We start from the raw sequence: 24,006 nt of genomic DNA on the forward strand, positions 1-24,006 counted from the left end.
AGGTTACATTGTCACATCCTGTCACTCATTATTTACTCTGTTTCAGTGCTTCTTTAAAGACTTCAACATTTTCTTTAAAAATGTATTTACTCAATTGTTTACTAAGCATAGGACTGACATTGCGGTAAGCCATAGAGGGTGTATTAGGGACACAATAGTAATAAATGCCTTTTTCTTTATAGATGGAATCCTTCATCGTTGTAAAATGGTTACCTTCAATAGTATTCCCGGCATCAGCTGCCGTATCTATGATGAAACTTCCTTTCTTCAGTTGTTTTTGATCCTCTAAGGATAAAATGGGAGCATTACCCGCTCCAACTTCGATACCATTGACGATGATATCGTAAGTGCTAAACGTCTCCTTAAAAACCGGAAGGGTCCGTCGGTAGAACATTTTTACATTTGAAGAAAATTTCGAAATCGCATGAAATGCACCTTGCGAGACATTACCTGAGCCAAGAACGGCGATTTTAGTGCTTTCATCTGGTAAAATTCCGAACTTCAGCAGAGCATCTAATGTACCAGCATAACCAGCAAAAAAGCTATTACGTTCCATAATGCCGGCTGGTATCTTTGTTTCGATGACTTTATCCATATAATAAATAGCAGGGAAATTATTATCTAAATCAACAACAATGAGTTCTTTCGGTACAGCTTGTTCTTTCATGAAAGACTTACCAGAGCCATAGGGGTGAGTCCAACCGATAATGATTTGTCCCTTTTTAATATAGTCATAGTCACTTGGCTGGATAAGCTTCAATGAAAAGATCGCTTCAGACTGTTTGAATACTTCTTCTCTTGAAAGGACTTTACACCCTACTTTTTCATATTCAACATCTTCAATATCTAAAAACTCTCCAAAGCCAGATTCAATCAGCAATTGATTATCAAAGTCTTTGATGTCTTGTGGTAATAGCGGAACACGACGCTCTCCTGGGAAATTTGCCTTAATAAAACCTAAAATCATAATTTTCTCCTTCTTTCTATTTTTTGAGATACACTTTTAATTATTTTCAAATTTTGTATCCCCTTTCATTATTCTATCACTTTTATTTTTCAAATCCTATCAATATCTTTCTGAATTTTCGGAATATTACTCCAAAAGACAGATATAGGTGCAATCTAAGCTATTATTTTTTTAGAATAATGAAAAAATAATAAACCGATTATTTGAATCCGCTTTCCAGATGTGTTAGTTTAAGAATAGAAATGTATGTTGTCACATACTAGAAAAGAGGTATTTTATGATTTGGTCACTTATTGTCGGAGCCATTATTGGTTTAATTGCAGGAGTCATCACTAAAGGGGGCTCCATGGGATGGATTGCCAACATCTTAGCCGGTTTAGTCGGTTCTGCTGTGGGTCAAGCCCTTCTTGGAAGCTGGGGCCCTTCATTGGCCGGTATGGCTTTGATCCCCTCAATCATTGGTGCCGTTATTGTGGTAGCCGTTGTATCCTTTGTTTTATCAAAAATGAGCCATTAATTTTTTCGTTAAAGCATCTAGAAAGGAGGCCTTGTGTCATCTGGAAAGAAATTTATTCTCATCGTATTTGATCTCCTCCTACTTTCACTTGTAGTTCCTTCAGCTTGGGATTACTACAATTTGGTGGAGTATGGCGATATGACAAGTGCTTCAAGTCAGCTCGTCTATATCGGTGAATACGTCCCTGTCTATCTGTTCTGGGGAAATGCTCTCTTGGCTGTTGTCTTAATAATTGCCTTGCTCATCATCGCATTTTATCCTCGGACATACATTGATATTGAGCTCCCTACTCAGGGAGGAAAACTCACTTTAAAACGTTCCGCTATCGAGGGACTTGTCCGTGAGAAAGTCCTCGAAAACGACTTTCTCAAATCCCCGCGCATTAATGTTACGCTCTATAAAAAGAAAATTAGCATTGATGTGAAGGGGGAAATCATTCCTCGGGTCGAAATTGCTGAAAAATCACGCTTGCTCGAACAAGAGATTATTGATAGCTTAAAACTTTTCTTTGGTGTAGATCAACCTGTAAAAATAAAAGTTGAAGTAAATGCATTAAATAAAGAAACAAACAATAAACGCTCACGCGTTGTATAGGAGGTGTCAATGGATTATCTGGAAAGATATCGATATCCAATTATTGGTGGCATTATCGGTGGTATAGCTGCCATTGCCATCTTCACAATTGGTTTTTGGAAGATGGTTCTACTTTTGATATTAATTGGCTTTGGTGTAATAGCAGGCCTCTTTCTACAAAAGACTGGAATCATCGAACACTTAAAAAATCGGAAATAACATAAAATAAGGAGAATTAAATGGTACAAGAAAACATGAAACCCTTTGGAACAATGGCCGAAACTGAGCACACTACTTCTAAGAATCACGAGAATACTCAAGATATCAAAGGAGAATTAACTTACGAAGACAAAGTGGTCCAAAAGATTGTAGGATTAGCTTTAGAAACCGTCGATGGTTTGTTGGCTGTCGAAGGTGGCTTCTTCTCTAACTTAACTGGAAAACTAGTAAATACGGATGACGTAACTTCTGGAGTTGACGTTGAAGTGGGCAAAACACAAGTTGCAGTGGATTTGAAAGTTATCACAGAGTACCGCAAAAATGTTCCAGAAATTTATAACCGCATCAAGGATGTTATCCGTAAAGAAGTTGCAAATATGACGGACCTAGATGTTGTAGAAGTTAATGTAACAGTAACAGACATTAAAACAAAAGAACAACAAAAAGATGACGAAGTAACCGTCCAAGATCGTGTGGTTGACGCAGCACAAACCACAGGAAAATTTACCTCAAAACAAGTCGATAAAGTAAAAGATAAAGTTGACGACATGACGCCTGAAAATGGGAGAGTAGAGTAAGCATTTCTGCTTCTTTCTTAAAATCTAAACTTCTAAATTGGCCTCTATGATAGGGGCCTTTTGGCTACAGTAGCTTAATTTATTTTTGGAAGTGTCTCTTTTGGAGGAAAGTCAATGTTTAAATATAAAGTCCTTAAAGGATTCGAATTTGCTGCTTCTAAAATAATTCCCCTCGATAGTGAAGAGGAGAACACCATATTTTACTTTTATCAACCTGACCGTCAATTTTTCAAACTCCTGAACAATCACTATCAACAGAATCTTTCTTCTTTGTATTATGATAAAAAAGAAGCTAACTATTTCTTTAATAAAGGGGAGAACGAAAAGGGATATATCACTCTACTTCTCCTCTATCCAAGGGAGAGGGAGGAAGCTGAATTTGAGCATATGGTTGATTCTCTACTTATTTTACAACGTGAACATTCAGTAATAATCATTACTGAAGATAAAGAAGACTTCGTCTTAGAATTCCTTAAAGACTGCCAGAAGGAATTAAAAAACGAAGAAATATTGGTTAACTTTATTAATGCAGCTCTTGCTAAAATGACTGAAGATGCACAAAAAATTAGAGATGAGATTATAAAGCTAGAAACCTCGATTAATGAAAATGGTCCTACACGCTCACTCTTCACTCAAGTGCTGCAATTAAAAAAATACTTAATCAGTTTATCCCTAACTTATGATAGTGACGACAAAATAATAGAATTTTTTAAGCGTGAAAAAAAAGCTTTGAATTTAGACGAAAATGGACATAGCGGTATTATAAAACTAGAAGAAAATTTAGACAGCTTGAAAAAGCTCACCCAAGCCTATAATAAATATCTTGCTAGCTTAGATACAATGGTCAACAATTTGAGCTCCTTCCGTCTCAATACCATAATGAAAACTCTCACTGAAATTTCTATTGTTTTAACGATACCAACCATGATTTATGGCTTTTGGGGCATAAATCTTAAACTTCCCTTTGAAGAATTCTCCTTTGGTTTCCTCTTGGTTTTGGCCATTTCGCTCGCCCTTAGCGGTGCTGTCTGGTATTGGATGAGAAAAATAAAACTTTTATAATAAAAAACATCCTAAATGGATGTTTTTTATTTCAAGTGAAGATTTTTATTAAGCTTTCGCATATTTTGCAGATTCTTGGCCAGCTTGACGTCCAAAGATAATGATATCAGCGACTGCATTTCCTCCGATACGATTACCTCCATGTAAACCACCAGTAACTTCACCAGCGGCGTATAAACCTTTTATTGGTTGACCATCTTCTTTCAAAACTTGTGTCTGTGTATTAATTTTTACACCAGCCATAGTGTGATGAATGCCTGGTGCAACTTTAATGGCATAAACCTTTCCAGAAATATCATTGGTCATCCCTGTTGTACGTCCAAATTCTGAATCCTTTTTATCCGCCACTGCTTTGTTCCATTTGGTCACTGTTGCATTAAGTTCCTCTGGTTTTATGTCAAGTTTTTTCGCAAGTTCTTCGACATTATCTGCCTCAACAACCATATCTTTAGAGATATATTGATCTACAGCTTTAACTTTATCTTTTGTTCCTTCACCAAAAATAGCATAAGCATATTTGCCATCTTGTTTGAGTTCCGCTGCGGAAACCTTATCACGGGTATCCATTTCATTGAAGAAACGTTTACCTTCTTTATTTACGAGAATCGCTCCCTCACCACGAATTGACTCAGATACAAGATATCCTGTTTTTGGGAAAACAGTAGGGTGAATTTGGATTTTATCCATATCAACCAGAGCACCTCCAAGAGCGGAAATCATTTCAATCCCATCGCCAGTGGAACCTGCAGCGTTGGTTGTGACATAATCTTTCAAGTCAGGACGATATTTAGCAATCATTTTCTGATTGGCCCCAAATCCACCTGTTGTTACAACGACAGCTTTTGAGTCAACTTGTTTGGTTTCCCCTTCAATTTTAACTTCGACACCTGAAACTTTGCCGTCTTTTTCATTTATTTTCGTTACATCACTATTGACAAAAACCGGAATATCACGTTTAGAAATATTTTCTTCTAATCCTTTAACAAGATAAGCGCCGACAGCTGAACCATCATGTGGACGGTGCGTTCTAGAAACACTCATCCCACCGGTAGTCGTTAAGTTATCAAGAACTATATCATTCTGTGCTAACCAATCTACTGCTGCTGCAGAATGGTCGACAAAGTAACGAAGGAGCTCTTTATCATTTGTTCCTCCCCCACCTTTAAGCGTTTCTTCATAAAATTTATCATTTGAGTCTGTAATACCTTGTGCTTTTTCAACAGATGTTTCCGAAGCATTCAATCCTGCAGATGCTTTAGAAGTATTTCCTCCAGCCATCGGCATTTTCTCAAAAATGACAGGATTCATTCCCGCATCTTTAGCCTCAATAGCTGCGGTCATCCCTGCACCACCAGAACCAACGATGATCACATCATAGCTTTTTTTCAAGCTTGATGGTTCTGCATAAGTCATGGTTTTGCTGGCGCCTGCTTTAGCATCAGTCTTTTCTGAGGAACTGGAAGACGTACTTTTATTTTGAGCATTTCCCCCACATGCCGTCAATGAAAGGCCAACAATGGCAAGCAATCCTAATTTTGTCCAATTTTTCATAATTTCTCCTTGTGTTTGTATTCACATGAACAAATAGAATTTTACCATGTCCCCTCTGGTTTGTCAAGTTCACATTAAAAAGTGTACAAAATATAATAAATGTCTTTTTTTAAATATATATATCAAAAAAATTCACATTAAAAATGTGAATTTTTTATGCTCTTGCACTTCAGTAAAATCTAGATGATTTTCTCTGCTTTGCTTATCTCTAACTCACTTGGAGTTACTCTATCCATTTCAAGAACCTTTATCTGTAAATTATTCAAAACTTTAGTACTTCCTACGTCAAGTTCTTCTCTGTTTTCCAAATAGTCATTAATAATATAACCACTGATAGTATTACTTGCCGAAGGATTATCGAAATCTGTGTCAAACTTATCTTCAATTTCAGATAAAGGCGTTTTCCCTTTGACATGATAAATTCCTGGCTCGACTTCGACAATATTTTCTTCTTCATGGTCTTGCTCGTCTTGAATATCGCCCACAAGTTCTTCCAGAATATCTTCAATCGTTACTAAACCGCTGGTTCCACCATATTCATCAGACAAAATTGCAAAATGTTTATGTTCACTTTGCATTTGTGAGAGCAAGATTTTTACTGGGATAGTATCAATAAAGACGATCGGTTCCTGAGCAATCGTATGCACTTTTTGCATTGGCGACACAAGATATTCTTTAATAAGGGCTTGGAGCGTCACATAGCCTAAGATATTGTCCTTAGATTTTCCAATCACCGGGAAACGCGTGTGCCCTTTTTCGATTGCAAACTCTAGCGCTTCTTTAATTGTTTTGTCTGAAGCAATTGTTTCCATATCGAGACGAGGGACCATAATTTCTTTAGCTAATAAATCGTCAAATCCAAAAACTTTGTTGAGATACTCGTATTCTTTTTCGTTAATTTCACCTTTAGCAAAGCTTTGATTGGCTATCAAAAGAAGTTCTTCTTCCGAATGCGTTTCTTCTCCTTCTGATGCTAGGCTGAGATTAAAGAGTTTGCCAATAGAGCTTGCGGAAACATTCAACAGCCAAACAAAGGGATAGGTAACCTTGTAGAAATAGTGCAAAGGTCTTACAACTGCTAAAACGACAGCTTCTGTCTTAGAAATACTGAGTGATTTCGGAATCAATTCACCAATTACAACGTGAACAAAAGTAATCAGCAAGAAAGCTAAAACAATTGAAAAGCTTTCTGCAATCGTATTAGGCAGTGGTAGATAATGAATCACAGGCGCAAGCAAGGCATGAATCGTGCTTTCTCCGACCCAACCAATAGCCAAGGAAGTCAATGTAATCCCTAGCTGACAGGCACTCAAGTAAGAATCCAAATGCTCTACAACAACAATAGCTAACTTTGCTTGTTTGTTGCCCTCAGCTGCCAGTGTTTCTAAACGACTTTTACGAATTTTCACCAAAGAAAATTCAGATGCAACAAAGAAAGCTGTAAAAGCAATCATTAATACTATTATTATAAGATTTACCGTCAATAGATTATCCCCTTTATATTTTAATCTTTCTTAAAAATTCTCTATTCTCTATTATAGCAAAAAAACTTTACTGGACCTGCTTGTGACACTACTTGTTTAAGCTAAGAAGCGTTAGCCTCTCTTTTTCAAGAAAAAAGCACTAGAAATCTAGATGCTTTTATTTGTTGTATGCTTACCACTTCCCCAATATTGTCCCTAGCTCTCGCGCTTATCTTGACTACTTTTCACCTTTTGTAGCCAATCAAGTCGAAAGTTTTCTCTTTGGATGGCAAAGTCTAAAACTAAAAAATGTCCATTTTTTTCTTCAGGATCAGCTCCTCCAAAGATAAGTGTTTGACGTTGCAGAAGATAATTCAGTTTTTTCTTATGTACTTCTATTTCTTCATTAATTAAATCCATAATTCGGACATCATCATCATTCTTCAAAAAGTACAACCGTAACATAAATTCGTCTTTTTGAACGGCATAGAGTTCAGCAGGCGCTTGGATCCATTGATCAAACATTTCACGCCCCTTATCCGTGATATGATACTTTTTTTTCTTTAATTTGGCACCGACAATTTCGACATCAAAATCGACTGCTTCAGCATCAAAGAGCTTTCTTAAGGTCGGATAAATTTGTCCCGTATTTGCTTGCCAAAATTCGCCTACTTCGTTTTCGAAATTTTTCTTTAGATCATATCCTGTCAACGGTTCATGCTTCAACAAACCCAGAATAATATAAGACAATTTATCTTCACTGGCCATTTTATTTCTCCCTTATTCCATAATAACCCAATTTTTGCAAATTGTAAATGTATCCTCTATTATAACGGAATAATATCGAAATAAACACTCTTAGGCTATAAATGAAAAAAGATGAATATATTCATCTTTCTCTTTCTTATTTGTTTACTTTTTTGTAGTTTTCATCAAAATATTTACCCTCACGAATATCATTTGGCAACCCTTCATATGGCGCTTGGGCAATGACATCTTCGTTATCTGACCCAGCATTAGCAATATACGTGATTGTAGCAAATTCTGGAACTAAGTATTTTGGATAAGTTTCGTATTTTTCACGTGATTCATGCATCACATCGATAAAGTCGTTTTGGAAACATACTGTGATTTCTGGATGTTCGTGTACCCATTTTGGAAAGAAAATCATACCATGCATTTTTTCTTCATTTGGCATGAAGTCTAAAGAAACGTCTGTTCCTGTTGGTTCAGTCCAAGCAACTTTATAAACACCTTCTGTAAGCATCACAATGTCAACTTCTTGTTCTTTTACCCAGCGGCCAGCAACCATTCCGCCATGGATGCGGTAATCGATTGTTTTTTCATTTTTAATATAAATTTCGTATTCCCAACCATTATCATAGGTATAAATCATATGTGAGCCGATAAAATCTTTTAATGTAGAGTATTTTTTCATTTTTAGTCCTTCTTTCTATATATGTAAATTAAACATGTTTTATTTACATATATAGAATACTCCTTTATTTAAAAATTGTCAAATAAAAAAATGCCGATCTTTAAATCAGCATTTGTAATTTAGAATTTTCTTTTTTTCGCGAAGTCTTCAATCATAACTTTGCGTACTTCCCGTGGCAAAAATTTTCGAATATCTTCTTCGTGGTAGCCTACTTGCAAGTGGCTACTGTCTATGATTAATGGTTGACGAAGTAAGAGTGGATTATCAACGATTGCTTGAATCAGTTCTTGAATCGTTAAAGAATAAAAATCTTCTTTTAAATTTTGAATGGCTTTTCCTCTACGTGTAATAATATCATCCGACCCTTCCTCCGTTAAAGAAAAGATTGCAAGAACTTCTTCCTTTGTCAATGTATCTTTGGTGAGATTAATTTCTTGGAACTCTAGGTGATGATCCATAAGCCATTTTCTTACTTTTTGTGATGATGAGTTGGCCGCCGCCGTATATAGCTTAATCATAGTTTTATCCCTCTTATTCCCATTTTCAGCAACTTTTAGCAATTTTTTCAAAGTCGTATCTTTAATATACTATTCTTTTCTTATTTGTGAGTTAACCGTTCCTTAAACCAAATTTAAAATTGTCTACTTTTTTGCCACAAATCCAAGATATTAAATAAAAGAGCACAAGTCATAAACCTGTGCTCTTTTATTTAATATCTTATTGATCCACCAAAAGGCGCACTTTTTTACCCTCAACAGGTACAAAGTAAACGACGGTACGAATCGCTTGAATGATACGTCCCTGACGGCCAATGATACGACCAATATCAGCTTCCGCTACTTCCAAATGGTACTCCATAAATTCTTCACCTTCGATAATTTCCAATGAAACAGCATCGGGTTCTGTTACCAAAGGTTTTACAATTGTCATTACAAGTTCTTTCACATCTTTTTGCATTTCTTACCTCTACTCTGACTAAAATCGTCCAAATTATTGTGAAATTGACAAAAAGCGGCTTAAGCCGCTTTTAATATTATTTGCTGAATTTTTGTTCGTGGAATTTTTTCATAACGCCAGCTTTTGAAAGGATGTTACGAACTGTATCAGATGGTTGTGCACCATTGTTAAGCCATTCCATAACGCGTTCTTCTTTCAAAGTTACTTGGTTTTCAGCTACAAGTGGATTGTAAGTTCCAACTGTTTCGATGAAACGACCATCACGTGGTGAACGTGAATCAGCAACGTTGATACGGTAGTAAGGTTTTTTCTTTGAACCCATGCGAGTTAAACGAATTTTTACAGACATGTTATATTTCCTATTTCTATTTTTTATTACTTCACTATTATATCATAAAATATTGTCCTGTCAAGAAAAAAACTTGACAGCATTTTTATTTGTTATTCTGGCGGATTTCCCGCAAAAGTTTTTCAGCTCTCTCTTGATTCATTACTTTTTCTTGGCGGAGTTTTTCACTCAAAATAGTGATTTCTTCGTCTTTGGCGCCAACTGTCATTGCCAAGGCACGAACTTGCAAACTCATATGTCCTTGCTGTATTCCCTCAGAAACCAGGGCACGCAAAGCAGCCAAATTTTGTGCTAAACCAACTGCAGCCATGACTTGTGCTAAATCTTTTGCTTCTGTAATTTCTAAGAGTTCTAAAGCAGCTTGAGCTTTAGGTAAAACTTTCACTGCACCACCAACCGTTGCCACTGGCAATGGGAGCTCAAGGCTTCCAAAAAGTAAGCCATCTTTGACATACCATTCCGCAAGGCCCTGGTAGCTTCCTTCCTTGCTCGCATAAGCATGAATCCCTGAGGCCACTGCACGCGTGTCATTTCCTGTAGCAAGGACAACGGCGTTGATGCCGTTCATAATGCCTTTATTATGTGTGGCTGCACGGTAGGGATCAACTTTAGAAAAGCGTGACGCTGCTTGGATTTTTTCAGCAACTTCTTGCCCATTATTTCCTTTACTCAGCCGTTCAACAGGTATTTCACAATTGGCTTTAACCAAAGATTCAGTCGCATAATTGCTCAAGATACTGAATAAGATTTTTTGCTCTGGAAACCATGTGCGAAAGAGGTTAGCAACACCTTCCAAAATGGCATTCACAATATTCGCTCCCATTGCATCTCTCACATCCACTTTAAAATCAACGGATACAAAACCTTCTGCTTCGAAAGCTCTACTGCTCACTTGTCTTAAACCTCCACCCCGTTTAAAAATCGAAGGATAAGCTTCTTTTGCCGCACGAAAAATGCCGGCTTGATTTTCTTCGATAGTCTGCATGAGGTGGTCTGCCTGCTCAACATCATAAAAAACAATCTGCCCTCGCATTAATCGTTCCGAAAGCACCGTTTGAAAATTTCCAGCTATCTTTGCGCCATTACTCGCAGCTGCAATTACAGAAGGTTCTTCGGTTACCATTGGGACCAGGTATTTTTTGCCATTAATGACAAAATTTTGCGCCAAGCCCATTGGCAGCTCGAATTCACTGATCTGGTTTTCGATGAGATTGTCTGCTAAAGCTACATCAAGTACTGTTTCTTCTAAAATTTGTCGTGTTTCTGATTTTAAGTCAAGAAAATCCAGACGCTCTGCTGGACTCATTTGGTAAAATTTTTTCTTCATATTCATTGCTTAAACTAAATTAGGGTTTTCCAAGAGGACAGCCAAACCAAGACCGCCACCAATACAAACGCTGGCAATACCATAACGTTTATTTTCACGTTGAAGCGCATAAGCTAAAGTAGTCAGAACACGTGCTCCTGATGAACCGATAGCATGCCCTAAAGCAATAGCGCCACCATAAATATTCACTTTTTCTTCTGGAATATTGAGTTCTTGATTTACAGCAACGCTAGATGCTGCAAAAGCTTCATTGATTTCGAATATATCGATATCTTCAATATCCAAATCTGTACGTTCAAGCAACTGACGAATGGCCTTAATCGGTGAAACACCCATAATTTCAGGATCAATCCCAACTTCTTCACTGGCTAATAATTTTGCCAAAACTGGAAGATCTTTTGCTTCGGCATAGTCATTGCTTGCTAAAAGCAAAGCGGACGCACCGTCATTTACGGGTGATGAGTTACCTGCAGTTACACTGCCGTTCTCACTGAAAGCAGTACGCAGTGAAGAAAGTTTTTCTAATGAAGAGTTTGCACGAATTGTCTCATCTTCTGCTAAATCTGAAAATGGCACAATTTCTTTTTCAAATGCACCCGCTGTACGTGCAGCTAGGGCTTTTTCTTGCGAACGTTGAGCAAAGCGATCTTGTTCTTCACGACTAATTTCAAATTGCTCGGCGATTGTTTCACCAATCAAACCCATTGATTCACCATTAAACGCATCTACTAAGCCCTCAGACATCATTGAAAGCACTTCTTCACCGGATTTACGGTGACGGATGATTGGAGATTGAGACATGGACTCTGTTCCCCCAGCAATCACAACATCCGCTTCCTCAAGTTGTAAAAGTTGCTTAGCGAGAATCACTGCCTTCATACCTGAACCACAGACTTCATTAACCGTTGAAGCTGGAACATGGTGAGATAGACCACTATTGATTGAGATCTGACGTGCAATATTTTGCCCTGTACCAGCCTGTAGTACATTGCCAAAAATCACTTGTTTGACGTCATCTTTAATATCTTCATGGCGATCAAGTAGATTTTTAACTACATGAACACCCAGTTCTGCAGCTGTCTTATCTGACAGAGCACCATCATATTTTCCGACAGGCGTACGAAGCGCATCGATAATTACTATTTCTTTCATAAGCCAAGTATAGCACATTTCTCCTTCAAATAGTCAAAAGTTTTTTCCAATTTTTAATCTTTTATGTTAAAATTGGAGCTTAAACATACAAATTAATAAAGCATATAAACTGGAGGATATATATGAATATTGGTATTGACAAACTTGCCTTTTTTGTTCCTGAAACTTATGTAGATATGACTGATTTAGCGCTTGCGCGTGACATTGATCCTGCTAAATTTCATATCGGTATTGGACAAGACCAAATGGCAGTCAATCCGATCAGCCAAGATCTCATCACCTTTGCGACCAACGCAGCTGCTGAAATTCTGACTGAAGAAGATAAGCAAGCAATTGACATGGTCATTGTTGGTACAGAGTCTTCTGTAGATGAATCAAAAGCCTCTGCTGTTGTTGTTCATGGTTTACTTGACATTCAACCTTTTGCACGTTCTATTGAACTTAAAGAAGCCTGTTATGCGACAACTGCGGGTTTGCAAATGGCTAAAGACCATGTTTATCACCATCCAGAGCGTAAAGTTCTCGTCATCGCCACTGATATTGCCAAATATGGCTTGAACACAGGTGGAGAACCAACACAAGGCGCTGGGGCCGTAGCCATGTTAATTGCCTCTGACCCTCATATCTTAGCACTCAACGATGACTCTGTCAGCTTGACCCAAGATATTTATGACTTCTGGCGTCCATTTGGTGACGCTTATCCAACTGTTGATGGTCAATTTTCAAATGCCACTTATATTGATTCTTTTGCTAAAGTTTGGCAAGAGTATGAACGTCGTACTGGTCTTGGTTTCTCTGATTTTGCTGCCTTAACTTTCCATACTCCTTATACGAAGATGGGGAAAAAAGCACTTCTTCCTCAACTTGAAAATGAAAGCTCTGAAGTTCAAGAACATCTTCTGGCACAGTATGAAAAAGGAATTGTCTATAATCGTCGTGTCGGAAATCTTTATACAGGTTCACTTTATCTCAGTCTGATTTCTCTCTTGGAAAATGCTGAAAACTTAAAAGCCAACGATAAGATTGGACTCTTCAGCTATGGGTCTGGAACAGTTGCCGAATTTTTCTCTGGTCAATTAGTTGAAGGCTTTGAGCAACATCTCCGTAAGTCAGAGCACCAAGCGCTCTTAGACAACCGCAAAAAACTTTCTATTCCAGAATATGAAGAAATGTTCGCAGAAAGTCTGGACGTACATGTTGATCAAACCTTCTCTGATCCTATGCCCTATAGCCTTGCTGAATTAAAAAATTCAACACGACTTTATCGTAAATAAAAAACATTGGCCACGGCCAATGTTTTTTTGTTTGTTTAAAAAATTGTCGGAACAAGTCCACCATCCATCCGAAGTGCTTCCCCAGAAAAGGCCCCCGCAAGAGGACTGGCGACATAAGCGACAAAATTACCAATTTCTTCAGGATGAATCAAACGTTGAATCGTTGATGTTGGTCGATTGTTCAACATGAAGGCGCGACTTCTTTCTTCAACAGATTCTAGCTCTGGATAAAGTGAGACCAATAAATGCTCAACACCTTCTGTTAATGTTGACCCTGGCATTACCGTATTAATCGTTACTGTAGTCCCTACTGTTTCACGACTCAAGGATTTCGCTAAAGACAGATTCATCGTTTTGGTCATAGAATAATGCGGCATTTCGGGACTTGGCATAATCGCTGCTTCTGATGCAATAAAAATGATACGCCCGTTCGCATTTTTTGTCTTCATTTTAGGAAGATAGAATTGGGCTAAAGCAATCCCTGAGATTGAATTAACCTCAAAGTAACGGCGCCATTCCTCCAATTCGATCTCTTCAAATTTTGCATCGTTAAATATTGCCATATTATTGACTAAAATATCAACTTCTGGAAAGGCTTGAAAAAGAGCTTGTCGTTCATTTTCCCTAGATAAATCATAGGCTGCTGGATAAAACGTTCTGTTCGGATATTTTTTGTTAAATTCTTCAATCACTTTATCCACAACATCCGCAGTTCTGCCATTAATAATAACATCCGTACCCTCGGCCGCAAGGCTATCAGCAATCGCACGTCCAATGCCTTTGGTTGATCCGGTCACTAAAGCAAGTTTGTTTGTTAATTTTAAATCCATTTATTTGATCCTTTCATCATTAGCTGTGCTCTCACCATTATAGAGCAGATTGTCCTACTTACACAGTTCCTATTTTTGAGTAATCGAGGAACCTAAAAGTAAGTTTTGTCCTGTATTTAGTTGTTAAAGATCACTGTTTCAAAGTTAAATGAATCAGGTAAATGGCGGGCAATCGAATATTCAAAAATACGTCCATCATCAAGGTTAGCAACTTGCTCGACTTGCATCAAAAAATCCGTATCTGTAAGATGCATGGCCTGTTTTTCTAACGCATTGGGACGTACACCCTTGACATTAAGAAAGGAACTCTGTATAACAAGGCCAAGTTCTTCCAAAATATACTTATAAATGGAACCCGTGAGATGAGAATATTTCAATTGTGGAATAATGGAAATTGGCATATAAGTGTACTCAATAATCGTCGGCACCTTTTTAACATACCTTACCCGTTCAATACGATATATGAAATCCTCTACATCTATGGATAATTTATGAGCGATATCCGCATTTGGATGCTCGACTTCGAAAGTTAAAACTTCAGATTCCAACTGCTCTGAATGACGTTTGGAAGAGCCATCTACTGCATAGAGATGCGCTTTTTTCCCCTTGGTCCAATCTTTTACTATCGTGCCATAGCCTCGACGGCGGATCAAAAAACCCTCTGATACCAGAATATCCAGTGCCTTTTTCACAGTCATCAAACTTGCATCATACTCTTGCACCAAAGTATTGCCATCTGCAATTCTGGAATTGATAGGATAGTGACCAGACAAAATTTTTTCCTTAACATCTTCATAAATTACTAAATACTTTGGCTGTTTCTTTTTCATATATCGACCTCATAAACTGACATTCTCATTATTATTACACAATATCTTAGGAAAATAAAGTAAAAATCACGAGTGAGGGTCACTTATGATTTTTACTTTATCAGCGATTTGCGGAGCGCGCCATCCTCACATAAGTATGACGTTTTCCTCGAATAGTCATTGAAGCATGAAAAATGTTTTCGGGAGCTGGCATTCCAGCTACACCTGCATCTCCCAGCTCAAAGACATCTGCTCCCACACGTTTTGCCGCCAAAGCTAAACTTTGAATCGTGCGTTTATCCGCACCTTCTTGAGAAGTTCCAACCACACAGTCCACCAAAGTACCTGTTTTTCTAATTGCAAAGGCTAATCGTGCGATTTGTTCTTCTGTGGTGCCTGGCACAGCTCCCGGAGCAGGTAAGTCAATCATATCAACTCCCGCATCAATATAGGCTTTTAAATTACCCCAAAGTAACTCTGAGCCATGTGACACAACGGGATTCAACATTAAAAAACCATCATAGAAACGACGTACCTTCTTAATATCCGCTACAATACGCTCCGGACTTGCTTCAGGCGTAACATATGCAGTTAGTGATAAGAAATTTATTCTTTTACGAAGAAGTTCCTTTATTGATGCTTCTGTCACTCTTTTATATTCAGGTCCTGTATCTTTGATAATCAAATTGACACCTACAGCGGTTCCTGTTAACTTCCGTAACTCTGAGAGGTCCTTAATTTCTCCTAAACCAGGAATGCTCATCTTTTGCACATCAAAATCCTTCAAAAGTAATAAATCTGCACCAAAAGCTGCGGCCATTTCACCATTGGTAACCTCTGGATAGAGTGGGGCAGTTTCTGCAGCTAGATCCACGAGTATTGTACGTCCTTCTGCTTTTAAAATAGCTTCTTTGAATTCTTGTGATGTGCGCTCTTGTGTAAAATCAGACGCTTCATATCCTAAAATTCTTTTCATGATGTTATCTCTCCTCGTCCAATATGCTTAAACGGTAAACCGAAGGTGAAGGTTGGTTAAAGCCATTTTCCAAAATCTCAATATTCGTGATGACTTCTTCATCTTTCACTAGTTTTTCAGCACCATTAACAATGGTTTCATAAGCAGCATCATAATAGCGACCATAATCACCAACAGGTGTTTTTATTTGTTTTTCAATCCAGTCGCCATTTGCATTTTGGTATTTAACAAGACCATAATTCATAGGGCTATCTTCCCCAAATGCTTGTACTTCAGGCATAATTCCAGCTTTCAAATCATTTTCTTGTTGATCCTCACCGTACTTAATAAAGGAACCTTTTGTTCCATGAAGGATAAATCTTGGATAATCTTGTGCCACCAGATGATTTGTTTTTACTTTAACTTTTAATTGGTTTCCATAGTGCAAATCTACATCAAAATAATTATCTACTGCTTCTGCAACTTCATTATTTCTAATATCATAAGTCACTGCTTCAGGACGTCCAAAAAGTGCCACGAGTCTATCAATAGAGTGAATACCTAAACCATAAAACGCACCGGCTTCTTTTGGTCCTGCTTCTGTTATTGATCCTGGACGATAATAATCAATATGGGCCTCCACCTCCAGAATATCGCCAAGTAAGCCATGCTCAATAACCTGTTTTACTGCCAAATAATCTCCATCAAAACGCCTATTTTGATAAGGGGACACCATAACGCCTTTTTCTTTCCCTAAGGCAAGTAGCTCTTTGGCATGTTCCAATGTATCGACAAAAGGTTTTTCCACTATTACTGATTTTCCAGCTTCAATTACTTTTTTAGCAAGCTCATAATGCGTGTGAGCTGGCGTACAAATCGTGATAAGGTGTATGTCGTCATCATTCAGCATTTCTTCTAAGTCAGTTGTGAAATGTACTCCCTTTTCCCTATATGGTGCTGCAAGTTCCTCATTCACATGTAAATCAAAAATTGTTTTAACCTTGATGTTTTCACGCAGAATAACATAAGGAAGGTGATAACGATTCGCTGATTTTCCAAATCCGATAAATCCCATTGTAAGCATAAGATTCTCCTTAAATATATATGTATGATTATAAAAGACTATACTTTTATATTAATTGAATTATACTTTTTAAAAATGGAATTGTCAAGAATATAAATTTCCAACTAAAATCGAGTACAAAAAAAAGCATTTATAAAAATGCTCCTTTTAGTTTTACTTTAAACTGTTACTTCTTCCTTCATTGCTTTTTTAGCTGTTGCCATCATCAAACGAATCCGATTAAGCTGGTTGACTGCAGAGACACCAGGATCATAATCAATTGGGCTAATATTTGCTCCCGGATATTGTCGACGTAATTCTTTCATCATTCCTTTACCGACAATATGGTTGGGAAGACAGCCAAAAGGCTGGAGACAGACAATATTTTTTACACCTTTTTGCAAGAGCTCAATCATTTCTCCTGTCAAGAACCACCCTTCGCCTGTGTGATTCCCCACCGAAACAATTCCTTCTGTGTTGGCCGCTATTTCATAAATAGACTCAATACCATCAAAGCGTTCAGAAGCACGTAAAGCTTTATCCATAGGTTTTTCCAGCATATTAATAATAGAGAGGAGCGTTTTCGCCATCAATTTATTTTTCTTCGCAAAACCAATCTCATCTGTTTTCCAAATTTGGTTGTATAAAGAATAGTTCATAAAGCCAATCAAATCGAGAACTACTGCTTCAGCACCTTCTTCTTCAATAATGCTCACAACATCATTATTGGCAGTTTTGCTGTATTTAACCAGAATTTCACCAACAACGCCCACACGGGGTTTTCGAATATCAAGAAGTTCGATATTATCAAAATCCTTAATTATCTGTTTCATGTTCTTGTTGAATTCAAAAATCGAAGCAGATTTAACATTATGTTGCGCTTTTACTAACCATTTTGCATGAAGTGCATTGACCGAACCTTTTTCAGCTTCATAAGGTCGTGTCCGATAAACCACGCGCTCAAACAAATCTCCATAAAGTACAGCAATCATAAAACGAGTCAAAAGTGGCACAGTAAACTTGAAACCTTTTTCTGTTCCTTGATTCCCCATAGATAAGCTCACTACTGGAACTTGGGGGAAACCAGCATCAACAAGCGCCTTGCGTAGTAAAGGAATATAGTTTGTTGCACGACATCCACCACCTGTTTGGGTCATCATGACGGATGTATTGTTCACATCGTATTCACCAGATTGCAGAGCTTCAATGAGTTGACCAATCGTTATAATTGCAGGATAACAAGAATCGTTATTCACAAATTTTAGTCCGTTGTTCACCGAGCTTTGTGTTTCCGGCAACACAACGACGTTATAACCGGAGGCTGCAAAAGCATTCTCAAGCAAACCTTCTTGGTGAATCGGCGACAACATTGGCATAAGAAGCGTGTGTTTTTTAGCCATTTCTTTTGTAAAGACCGGATGTGTTTCAACAATTTCTTTGATTTGGATATTTTCTTCAACACCATGTCGATGACGTTCTGAAACTGCTGCTTTGAGAGAACGTAAACGAATACGCACGGCTCCCATATTTGATCCTTCATCAATCTTAAGGACCGTATAGAGTTTATTATGATTGCGCATAATTTCTTCCACTTGGTCTGTTGTCACTGCATCCAAACCACAACCAAAGGAATTCAATTGTACTAATTCCAGATTTTTATTTTTACACACCACTTGCGCCGCAGCATAGAGACGTGAGTGGTAAACCCATTGATTGACCACACGCAACCCAGCAACTTCCTCGAGATGCGCAATACTGTCCTCTGTAAGGACATGGAAACCTTCTTGTGTAATAATGTCGGCAATGCCATGATTAATCTCTGGATCTAAATGATAAGGACGACCTGAGAGAACAATGGCCTTTTCCTTGTTAAGATTAATCTGCATGAGCAACTCTTCTGCCTTATCCCGGATGTCTTGCTTGAAGTTCTCCATCTCTTCAAAACCGTGGAAGACCGCGGCTTTCACTTCAGACAAATCCACATTAAAACCTTGAGCAAGCAAAGCTTTATGGACATTTACTGCGACACCCTCCTGGTCAGCCAGATTAATAAATGGATGAAGGTATTTAACTTTCCCCTCTCGAATTTCATCAATATTGTTACGAATCACTTCGGGATAAGATTGAACAATCGGGCAGTTATAATTATTTTCTGCTTGGGCCTGTTCTTTTTGTTCATAAAGCACTGAAGGATAAAAGATAGCAGGGATATCCTTTTGAATCAAGGACATAATGTGTCCATGCGAAAGCTTGGCAGGATAACAAACCGTATCAGAAGGAATTGTTTCAATTCCTTTTTCAAAAAGTTCCTTATCAGATTTAGGAGATAAAACTACTCGGAAACCTAGATCCGTTAACATGGTATGCCAGAGTGGATAATTTTCATACATGTTTAGGACACGCGGAATCCCTATTTCTCCACGGGTCTGTTTTTTCTTGCTTAAGCTCCGGTATTTGAAAAGTTTCTTGTATTTATAGTCGACAAGATTAACCTTTTTCTCACGTTTATTAACTTTTACTTGCGTTGCTTTTTCTGCGCCTCGTTCACAGCGGTTTCCTGTAACAAACTTACTGCCGTCGTTAAAGACCGTCAGCGTCATTTTACACTGATTTTCGCAAAGACCACAAACCATAAATTCTTTTTGTGTACTGAAAGCTTCCAAATCGTGCAAGTTCAGAATCCCTGATTTTTGCCCAGACTCTTCATTTTCTAGCGCAATTAAAGCACAGCCATAAGCACCCATAAGACCAGCTATAGAGGGACGAACAACTTCACGTTCGGAGATTTTTTCAAAAGCGCGAAGTACAGCTTCATTATAGAAAGTCCCCCCTTGAACGACAATCTTTGTTCCTAATTCTTCAGGACGCTTGACTTTAATTACTTTATAAAGCGCGTTTTTGATGACAGAATAACTTAAACCAGCAGAGATATCGCCTACAGTTGCACCTTCTTTTTGAACTTGTTTCACTTTCGAATTCATAAAGACTGTACAACGTGAGCCAAGATTTACAGGGTGGGTTGCTAATAGTGCAATTTCGGCAAAGTCACGCACATCATATTTCAAAGAATGGGCGAAAGTTTCGATGAAAGAACCACATCCAGAAGAACAAGCTTCATTTAAAGATATTGAACTTAAAGCACCATCGGTGATACGCATAGCTTTCATATCTTGGCCACCAATATCTAAAATAAAGTCAACACCAGGATTAAAATAATCTGCAGCCTTATAGTGCGCCATCGTCTCAACTTCTCCGTAATCGACGCGGAGTGCAGCCTTAATCAGGTGTTCCCCATAGCCGGTTACTGTAGATTTGGCAATATAGACATCTGGTGGCAATAAACGATAGACCTCCTTTAAGACGGCAATGACCGACTCCAAAGGTTCACCATTATTTGAACCATAATGATCAAAAAGTATATGTCCCTCACCATCAATGAGCACAATTTTCGTTGTGGTTGATCCTGCATCAATTCCTAAAAAAGCTGCCCCTTGATGTTCAGAGAGCTTTTTATAGCTTGCTTTTGCCTTAGCATGGCGTGCTCGAAAATCCGCTAATTCTTGTTCATTTTCAAAAAGACGTTCCAAAGTATCCTGCGGAATCAAGCTGTCGCTATTGTCATTTTCTAAATTGTCAATTAAAGTACGAATCGTACGTGTTCTTGTTTCCTCAGCTAGAGCAGCACCCATTGCCACAAAAAGTTGAGGGTTTTCAGGAAAAATAACATCCTCTTCTGCGATATCCAACGTTTCAATAAAACGCTTGCGCAATTCGCTCATGAAATAAAGCGGTCCTCCGAGAAAAGCAATTTTCCCCGTAATCTTACGACCTGAAGCTAACCCCGCAATCGTTTGATTCACCACGGCTTGAAAAATTGAAGCGGCTATATCTTCTTTACGCACACCTTCATTGAGAAGGGGCTGAACATCTGTTTTGGCAAACACACCACAACGGCTAGCAATAGGATATATTTTCTCATAGTCTTTCGCTAATGTATTGACACCTGCGGCATCTACTTTAAGTAAAGCCGCCATCTGATCAATAAAAGCCCCTGTCCCACCAGCACAAGTTCCATTCATACGGAGTTCTTGGGTACCTGCGTCAAAAAAAGTCATCTTGGCATCTTCACCACCAAGCTCAATCATGACATCTGTTTCCGGAATAAATTTCTCAATTGTAATCGAGCTTGCGATAACTTCTTGTATAAAAGGGACATCAATTACATCTGCAAGCCCCATTCCCCCAGATCCTGTGATTGCCAAGGTAAGTGAACACTCGCCTCTCTCTTCCAACAATTCTTTTAATACTTTTATTGTTGCAGTTTTTACATCTGAAAAATGACGCTCATACCGACTAAAAATGAGCTGATAATCCTCATCAAAAACAACGAGTTTTACTGTAGTAGAGCCGACATCAATCCCAGCCTTATAATTTTTCATAGTAATTTTCCTTCTCTATTTGACATGACAGGCTGTTGCTTATCTTATTCATTGTCTATTTTATCATTTATTCCTCATTTTTCAACCATCAAGTTACAAGTTAATGTCATTTAAACGACATTTGAAAGTTGCGTGTCGTTTATGTCAAAAGTGTTTTACACAGCTTAAATCGGTAGAATTTATCATAAAGGATTATAATAAACAACAGATACTACTATTATGTTGCTTAACCTACAAGTAAAGGAGAAATGTCTTAATATGGCAAAAATAAATGATTTACGTGTCTTAAGAACACGAAAAATGATTACACAAGCTTTCTTTTCTTTATTAAGAAATAAAAAATTTGAAAAAATTTCTATTCAAGAAATTGCGGATGCTGCAATGATTAATCGTGCAACTTTTTATGCACACTATGCTGACAAGCAAGATCTTTATGACAGTTTGATTGATACTTTTATCATGGATTTTATTAAAATTTTAGATGAACAGAATCCGGTGGATGGCACTGATGTTTATGTGAATGATATTGAAGAGATGTTGGCACGCTTCTACGACTTTGTCCGTCAAAATCCAGAAGTGGCACAGATTGTGATTGATAAATCACAAGACCAAACAATTATTAATCGCTTTATCGAAATATTAACCGAACGCTATACTGAGCTTTTCGATAAGCTGGAAATTCGTGAGCACGATGTATTAGTGCCGAGTGATTTTGTCATCAGCTATATTACTTCTATCTTAGCAGGCACACTTAAATGGTGGGTTTCTTCTTCAAGTACCATGAAAGCGAGTGATTTTGCGCACCTTATCGTTAAATTAATTTCAAATGGGCACTTGACCGTTTTAGGTGTAAACATAAAATCATAATCTTCGTTTGGAAGTACTTCCGTTTTATAGTGCTGATATAGTTTTATCCCTTCTCCTACTTCTGATATAATAAAGATAAAGAGAAGTATACAAGGAGCTTTATATGCAAGCAAAATACATTATGTCAATTGACCAAGGGACAACAAGTTCACGCGCAATTATTTTTAACAAGCAAGGTCAACACGTCGGAAGCTCACAAAAAGAGTTACAGCAGTACTTTCCTCAAGCTGGCTGGGTTGAACATGATGCCAACGAGATTTGGAATTCGGTACAATCTGTTGTCTCTGAAGCCCTTATCCAATCAGGAATCAAACCTGCAGAAGTCGGCGCGATTGGTATTACCAATCAACGTGAAACCACCGTTGTCTGGGATAAAAAAACAGGCATGCCCATTTATAATGCAATCGTCTGGCAGTCCAGACAATCGGCAGCTATAGCTGATAATTTAAAAAAAGATGGCCATGCTGAACGCATTCACCAAAAAACCGGTCTCGTCATTGACTCTTACTTTTCAGCCACTAAAATACGTTGGATTTTAGATAAGGTTGACGGCGCGCAGGAACGCGCTGAACGTGGTGAGCTGCTCTTTGGTACTATTGACAGTTGGTTAGTCTGGAAGCTAACCGATGGTGAAACACATGTAACAGACTATTCTAATGCAAGCCGGACCATGCTTTTTAACATCCATAACCTCCAATGGGATCAAGATATTCTCGAACTCTTGAATATACCTGCAGTAATGCTTCCTAAACCCGTCTCTAATTCTGAATGTTACGGTATGACAAAACCCTATCATTTCTTTGGCTCGGAAATAGCTATTGCGGGTATGGCTGGAGATCAACAGGCAGCCTTATTTGGCCAAATGGCCTTTGAACCTGGAATGATTAAAAGTACTTATGGTACCGGTGCCTTCATCGTCATGAATACAGGACAAGAGGCACAACTGTCCAATGATCTTTTAACCACGATTGGTTACAGTATTAATGGTCAAGTTACCTACGCTCTTGAAGGCTCCGTCTTTGTTGCTGGCTCTTCTGTGCAATGGCTCCGTGATAGTCTGAAGATGATTGATAACAGTAAAGAATCTGAAGCAGCGGCTTTAGCTTCTACCAATAATGACGAAGTCTATGTTGTCCCTGCTTTTGTAGGTTTAGGCGCTCCCTATTGGGATCAGGATGCTCGTGGGGCTATTTTTGGCATTACACGAGGAACCAGCAATAATGATATTATCAAAGCTACCTTGCAAGGTATTGCTTATCAAGTCAAGGATATTATTGATGCGATGCAAGAAGATTCCGGAATTGATATTCCATTGCTGAAAGTTGACGGAGGTGCAGCTAATAATAGCTATTTAATGCAGTTTCAAGCGGATATCCTCAACATTCCCGTGCAAAAAGCCAAGGATCTTGAAACTACAGCTCTTGGTGCTGCCTTCTTGGCAGGTTTAGCGGTTGGTTTTTGGAAAGACATTGAGGAAATAAAAAGTTCTTATTCAGAAGGACAAAGCTTCCAACCTCAAATGGATAGTAAACGCCGTCAATTGCTTCATCAGGGTTGGAAAAAAGCTGTCGAAGCTACACGTGTTTTTAAATAAAAAAAGATCCAGAATTCTGGAC

At 38.1% G+C, this 24,006-nt stretch carries 23 protein-coding genes; 8 read left to right on the top strand and 15 right to left on the bottom strand.

What is annotated here, in order from left to right:
• Positions 1–28: 28 nt before the first annotated feature.
• A complete protein-coding gene (locus PYW30_RS05990; protein ID WP_042218380.1) occupies positions 29–967 on the bottom strand; it encodes a N(5)-(carboxyethyl)ornithine synthase in 939 nt (312 codons plus the stop codon).
• A 277-nt stretch (positions 968–1,244) separates the two neighbouring features.
• Here PYW30_RS05990 and PYW30_RS05995 point away from each other — a divergent pair, with 277 nt between their 5' ends.
• From PYW30_RS05995 to PYW30_RS06015, 5 genes are all read left to right on the top strand, one after another.
• Positions 1,245–1,484: a GlsB/YeaQ/YmgE family stress response membrane protein gene (locus PYW30_RS05995; RefSeq protein ID WP_004256350.1), complete on the top strand. Its 240-nt coding sequence runs from the start codon at positions 1,245–1,247 to the stop codon at positions 1,482–1,484.
• Positions 1,485–1,517: 33 nt separating this feature from the next.
• Positions 1,518–2,078: an alkaline shock response membrane anchor protein AmaP gene (gene amaP / locus PYW30_RS06000; protein ID WP_042218381.1), complete on the top strand. Its 561-nt coding sequence runs from the start codon at positions 1,518–1,520 to the stop codon at positions 2,076–2,078.
• A gap of 9 nt (positions 2,079–2,087) precedes the next feature.
• Positions 2,088–2,276: a DUF2273 domain-containing protein gene (locus PYW30_RS06005; protein ID WP_014024981.1), complete on the top strand. Its 189-nt coding sequence runs from the start codon at positions 2,088–2,090 to the stop codon at positions 2,274–2,276.
• 20 nt (positions 2,277–2,296) lie between these two features.
• Positions 2,297–2,854, top strand: coding sequence for an Asp23/Gls24 family envelope stress response protein (locus PYW30_RS06010; RefSeq protein ID WP_004256348.1), 558 nt, complete (start codon positions 2,297–2,299; stop codon positions 2,852–2,854).
• Between the two features lie 114 nt (positions 2,855–2,968).
• Positions 2,969–3,916 (top strand): magnesium transporter CorA family protein, encoded by a 948-nt coding sequence (locus PYW30_RS06015; protein WP_042218383.1) that lies wholly within the window; start codon positions 2,969–2,971, stop codon positions 3,914–3,916.
• Between the two features lie 48 nt (positions 3,917–3,964).
• On the opposite strand, the gene PYW30_RS06020 is transcribed toward PYW30_RS06015, so the two are convergent.
• The 9 genes from PYW30_RS06020 to PYW30_RS06060 form a co-directional block, all read right to left on the bottom strand.
• A complete protein-coding gene (locus PYW30_RS06020; RefSeq protein ID WP_042218385.1) occupies positions 3,965–5,467 on the bottom strand; it encodes a flavocytochrome c in 1,503 nt (500 codons plus the stop codon).
• Between the two features lie 179 nt (positions 5,468–5,646).
• Positions 5,647–6,951, bottom strand: a complete 1,305-nt coding sequence (locus PYW30_RS06025; protein ID WP_042218387.1) for a hemolysin family protein — start codon at positions 6,949–6,951, stop codon at positions 5,647–5,649.
• A 195-nt stretch (positions 6,952–7,146) separates the two neighbouring features.
• Positions 7,147–7,698, bottom strand: coding sequence for a PadR family transcriptional regulator (locus PYW30_RS06030; protein WP_004256344.1), 552 nt, complete (start codon positions 7,696–7,698; stop codon positions 7,147–7,149).
• Positions 7,699–7,834: 136 nt separating this feature from the next.
• Complete coding sequence (locus PYW30_RS06035; protein ID WP_017371242.1) at positions 7,835–8,368, bottom strand: phenolic acid decarboxylase; 534 nt, start codon at positions 8,366–8,368, stop codon at positions 7,835–7,837.
• A gap of 119 nt (positions 8,369–8,487) precedes the next feature.
• Positions 8,488–8,886 (bottom strand): Spx/MgsR family RNA polymerase-binding regulatory protein, encoded by a 399-nt coding sequence (locus tag PYW30_RS06040; protein ID WP_004256342.1) that lies wholly within the window; start codon positions 8,884–8,886, stop codon positions 8,488–8,490.
• Between the two features lie 199 nt (positions 8,887–9,085).
• Positions 9,086–9,325, bottom strand: coding sequence for a KH domain-containing protein (locus tag PYW30_RS06045; protein WP_004256341.1), 240 nt, complete (start codon positions 9,323–9,325; stop codon positions 9,086–9,088).
• A 76-nt stretch (positions 9,326–9,401) separates the two neighbouring features.
• The gene (rpsP, locus tag PYW30_RS06050) at positions 9,402–9,674 is read right to left on the bottom strand and encodes a 30S ribosomal protein S16 (protein WP_004256337.1); all 273 of its coding nucleotides are present in this window, start codon (positions 9,672–9,674) and stop codon (positions 9,402–9,404) included.
• An 85-nt stretch (positions 9,675–9,759) separates the two neighbouring features.
• The gene (locus PYW30_RS06055; protein WP_197911526.1) at positions 9,760–11,001 is read right to left on the bottom strand and encodes a hydroxymethylglutaryl-CoA reductase, degradative; all 1,242 of its coding nucleotides are present in this window, start codon (positions 10,999–11,001) and stop codon (positions 9,760–9,762) included.
• Positions 11,002–11,010: 9 nt separating this feature from the next.
• Positions 11,011–12,153, bottom strand: a complete 1,143-nt coding sequence (locus PYW30_RS06060; RefSeq protein WP_042218391.1) for a thiolase family protein — start codon at positions 12,151–12,153, stop codon at positions 11,011–11,013.
• A 122-nt stretch (positions 12,154–12,275) separates the two neighbouring features.
• Between PYW30_RS06060 and PYW30_RS06065 the strand changes: the two genes are divergently transcribed.
• Positions 12,276–13,427 carry a hydroxymethylglutaryl-CoA synthase gene (locus PYW30_RS06065; RefSeq protein WP_042218394.1) on the top strand — a complete coding sequence of 384 codons (1,152 nt, stop codon included), beginning with the start codon at positions 12,276–12,278 and terminating at the stop codon, positions 13,425–13,427.
• A gap of 35 nt (positions 13,428–13,462) precedes the next feature.
• Here PYW30_RS06065 and PYW30_RS06070 read toward each other — a convergent pair whose 3' ends face one another.
• The 5 genes from PYW30_RS06070 to PYW30_RS06090 all read right to left on the bottom strand — a co-directional run bounded on the left by PYW30_RS06070 (position 13,463) and on the right by PYW30_RS06090 (position 21,523).
• Complete coding sequence (locus tag PYW30_RS06070) at positions 13,463–14,257, bottom strand: SDR family NAD(P)-dependent oxidoreductase (RefSeq protein ID WP_004256328.1); 795 nt, start codon at positions 14,255–14,257, stop codon at positions 13,463–13,465.
• A gap of 116 nt (positions 14,258–14,373) precedes the next feature.
• Entirely contained in the window at positions 14,374–15,087 is a 714-nt protein-coding gene (locus PYW30_RS06075; RefSeq protein WP_042218396.1) for a GntR family transcriptional regulator, read from the bottom strand.
• Positions 15,088–15,187: 100 nt separating this feature from the next.
• A complete protein-coding gene (locus PYW30_RS06080) occupies positions 15,188–16,042 on the bottom strand; it encodes a DUF7916 family protein (protein WP_042218398.1) in 855 nt (284 codons plus the stop codon).
• A 4-nt stretch (positions 16,043–16,046) separates the two neighbouring features.
• A complete protein-coding gene (locus PYW30_RS06085; protein ID WP_042218401.1) occupies positions 16,047–17,105 on the bottom strand; it encodes an oxidoreductase in 1,059 nt (352 codons plus the stop codon).
• A 158-nt stretch (positions 17,106–17,263) separates the two neighbouring features.
• A complete protein-coding gene (locus PYW30_RS06090; RefSeq protein WP_042218403.1) occupies positions 17,264–21,523 on the bottom strand; it encodes a 2-hydroxyacyl-CoA dehydratase in 4,260 nt (1,419 codons plus the stop codon).
• A gap of 258 nt (positions 21,524–21,781) precedes the next feature.
• Between PYW30_RS06090 and PYW30_RS06095 the strand changes: the two genes are divergently transcribed.
• A complete protein-coding gene (locus PYW30_RS06095) occupies positions 21,782–22,390 on the top strand; it encodes a TetR/AcrR family transcriptional regulator (RefSeq protein ID WP_004256321.1) in 609 nt (202 codons plus the stop codon).
• A gap of 103 nt (positions 22,391–22,493) precedes the next feature.
• Complete coding sequence (gene glpK, locus PYW30_RS06100; RefSeq protein ID WP_042218404.1) at positions 22,494–23,984, top strand: glycerol kinase GlpK; 1,491 nt, start codon at positions 22,494–22,496, stop codon at positions 23,982–23,984.
• The last annotated feature ends 22 nt before the right edge of the window (positions 23,985–24,006 follow it).

This window comes from Lactococcus garvieae subsp. garvieae, from assembly GCF_029024465.1.
GTDB classification, from domain to species: Bacteria; Bacillota; Bacilli; order Lactobacillales; family Streptococcaceae; genus Lactococcus; species Lactococcus garvieae.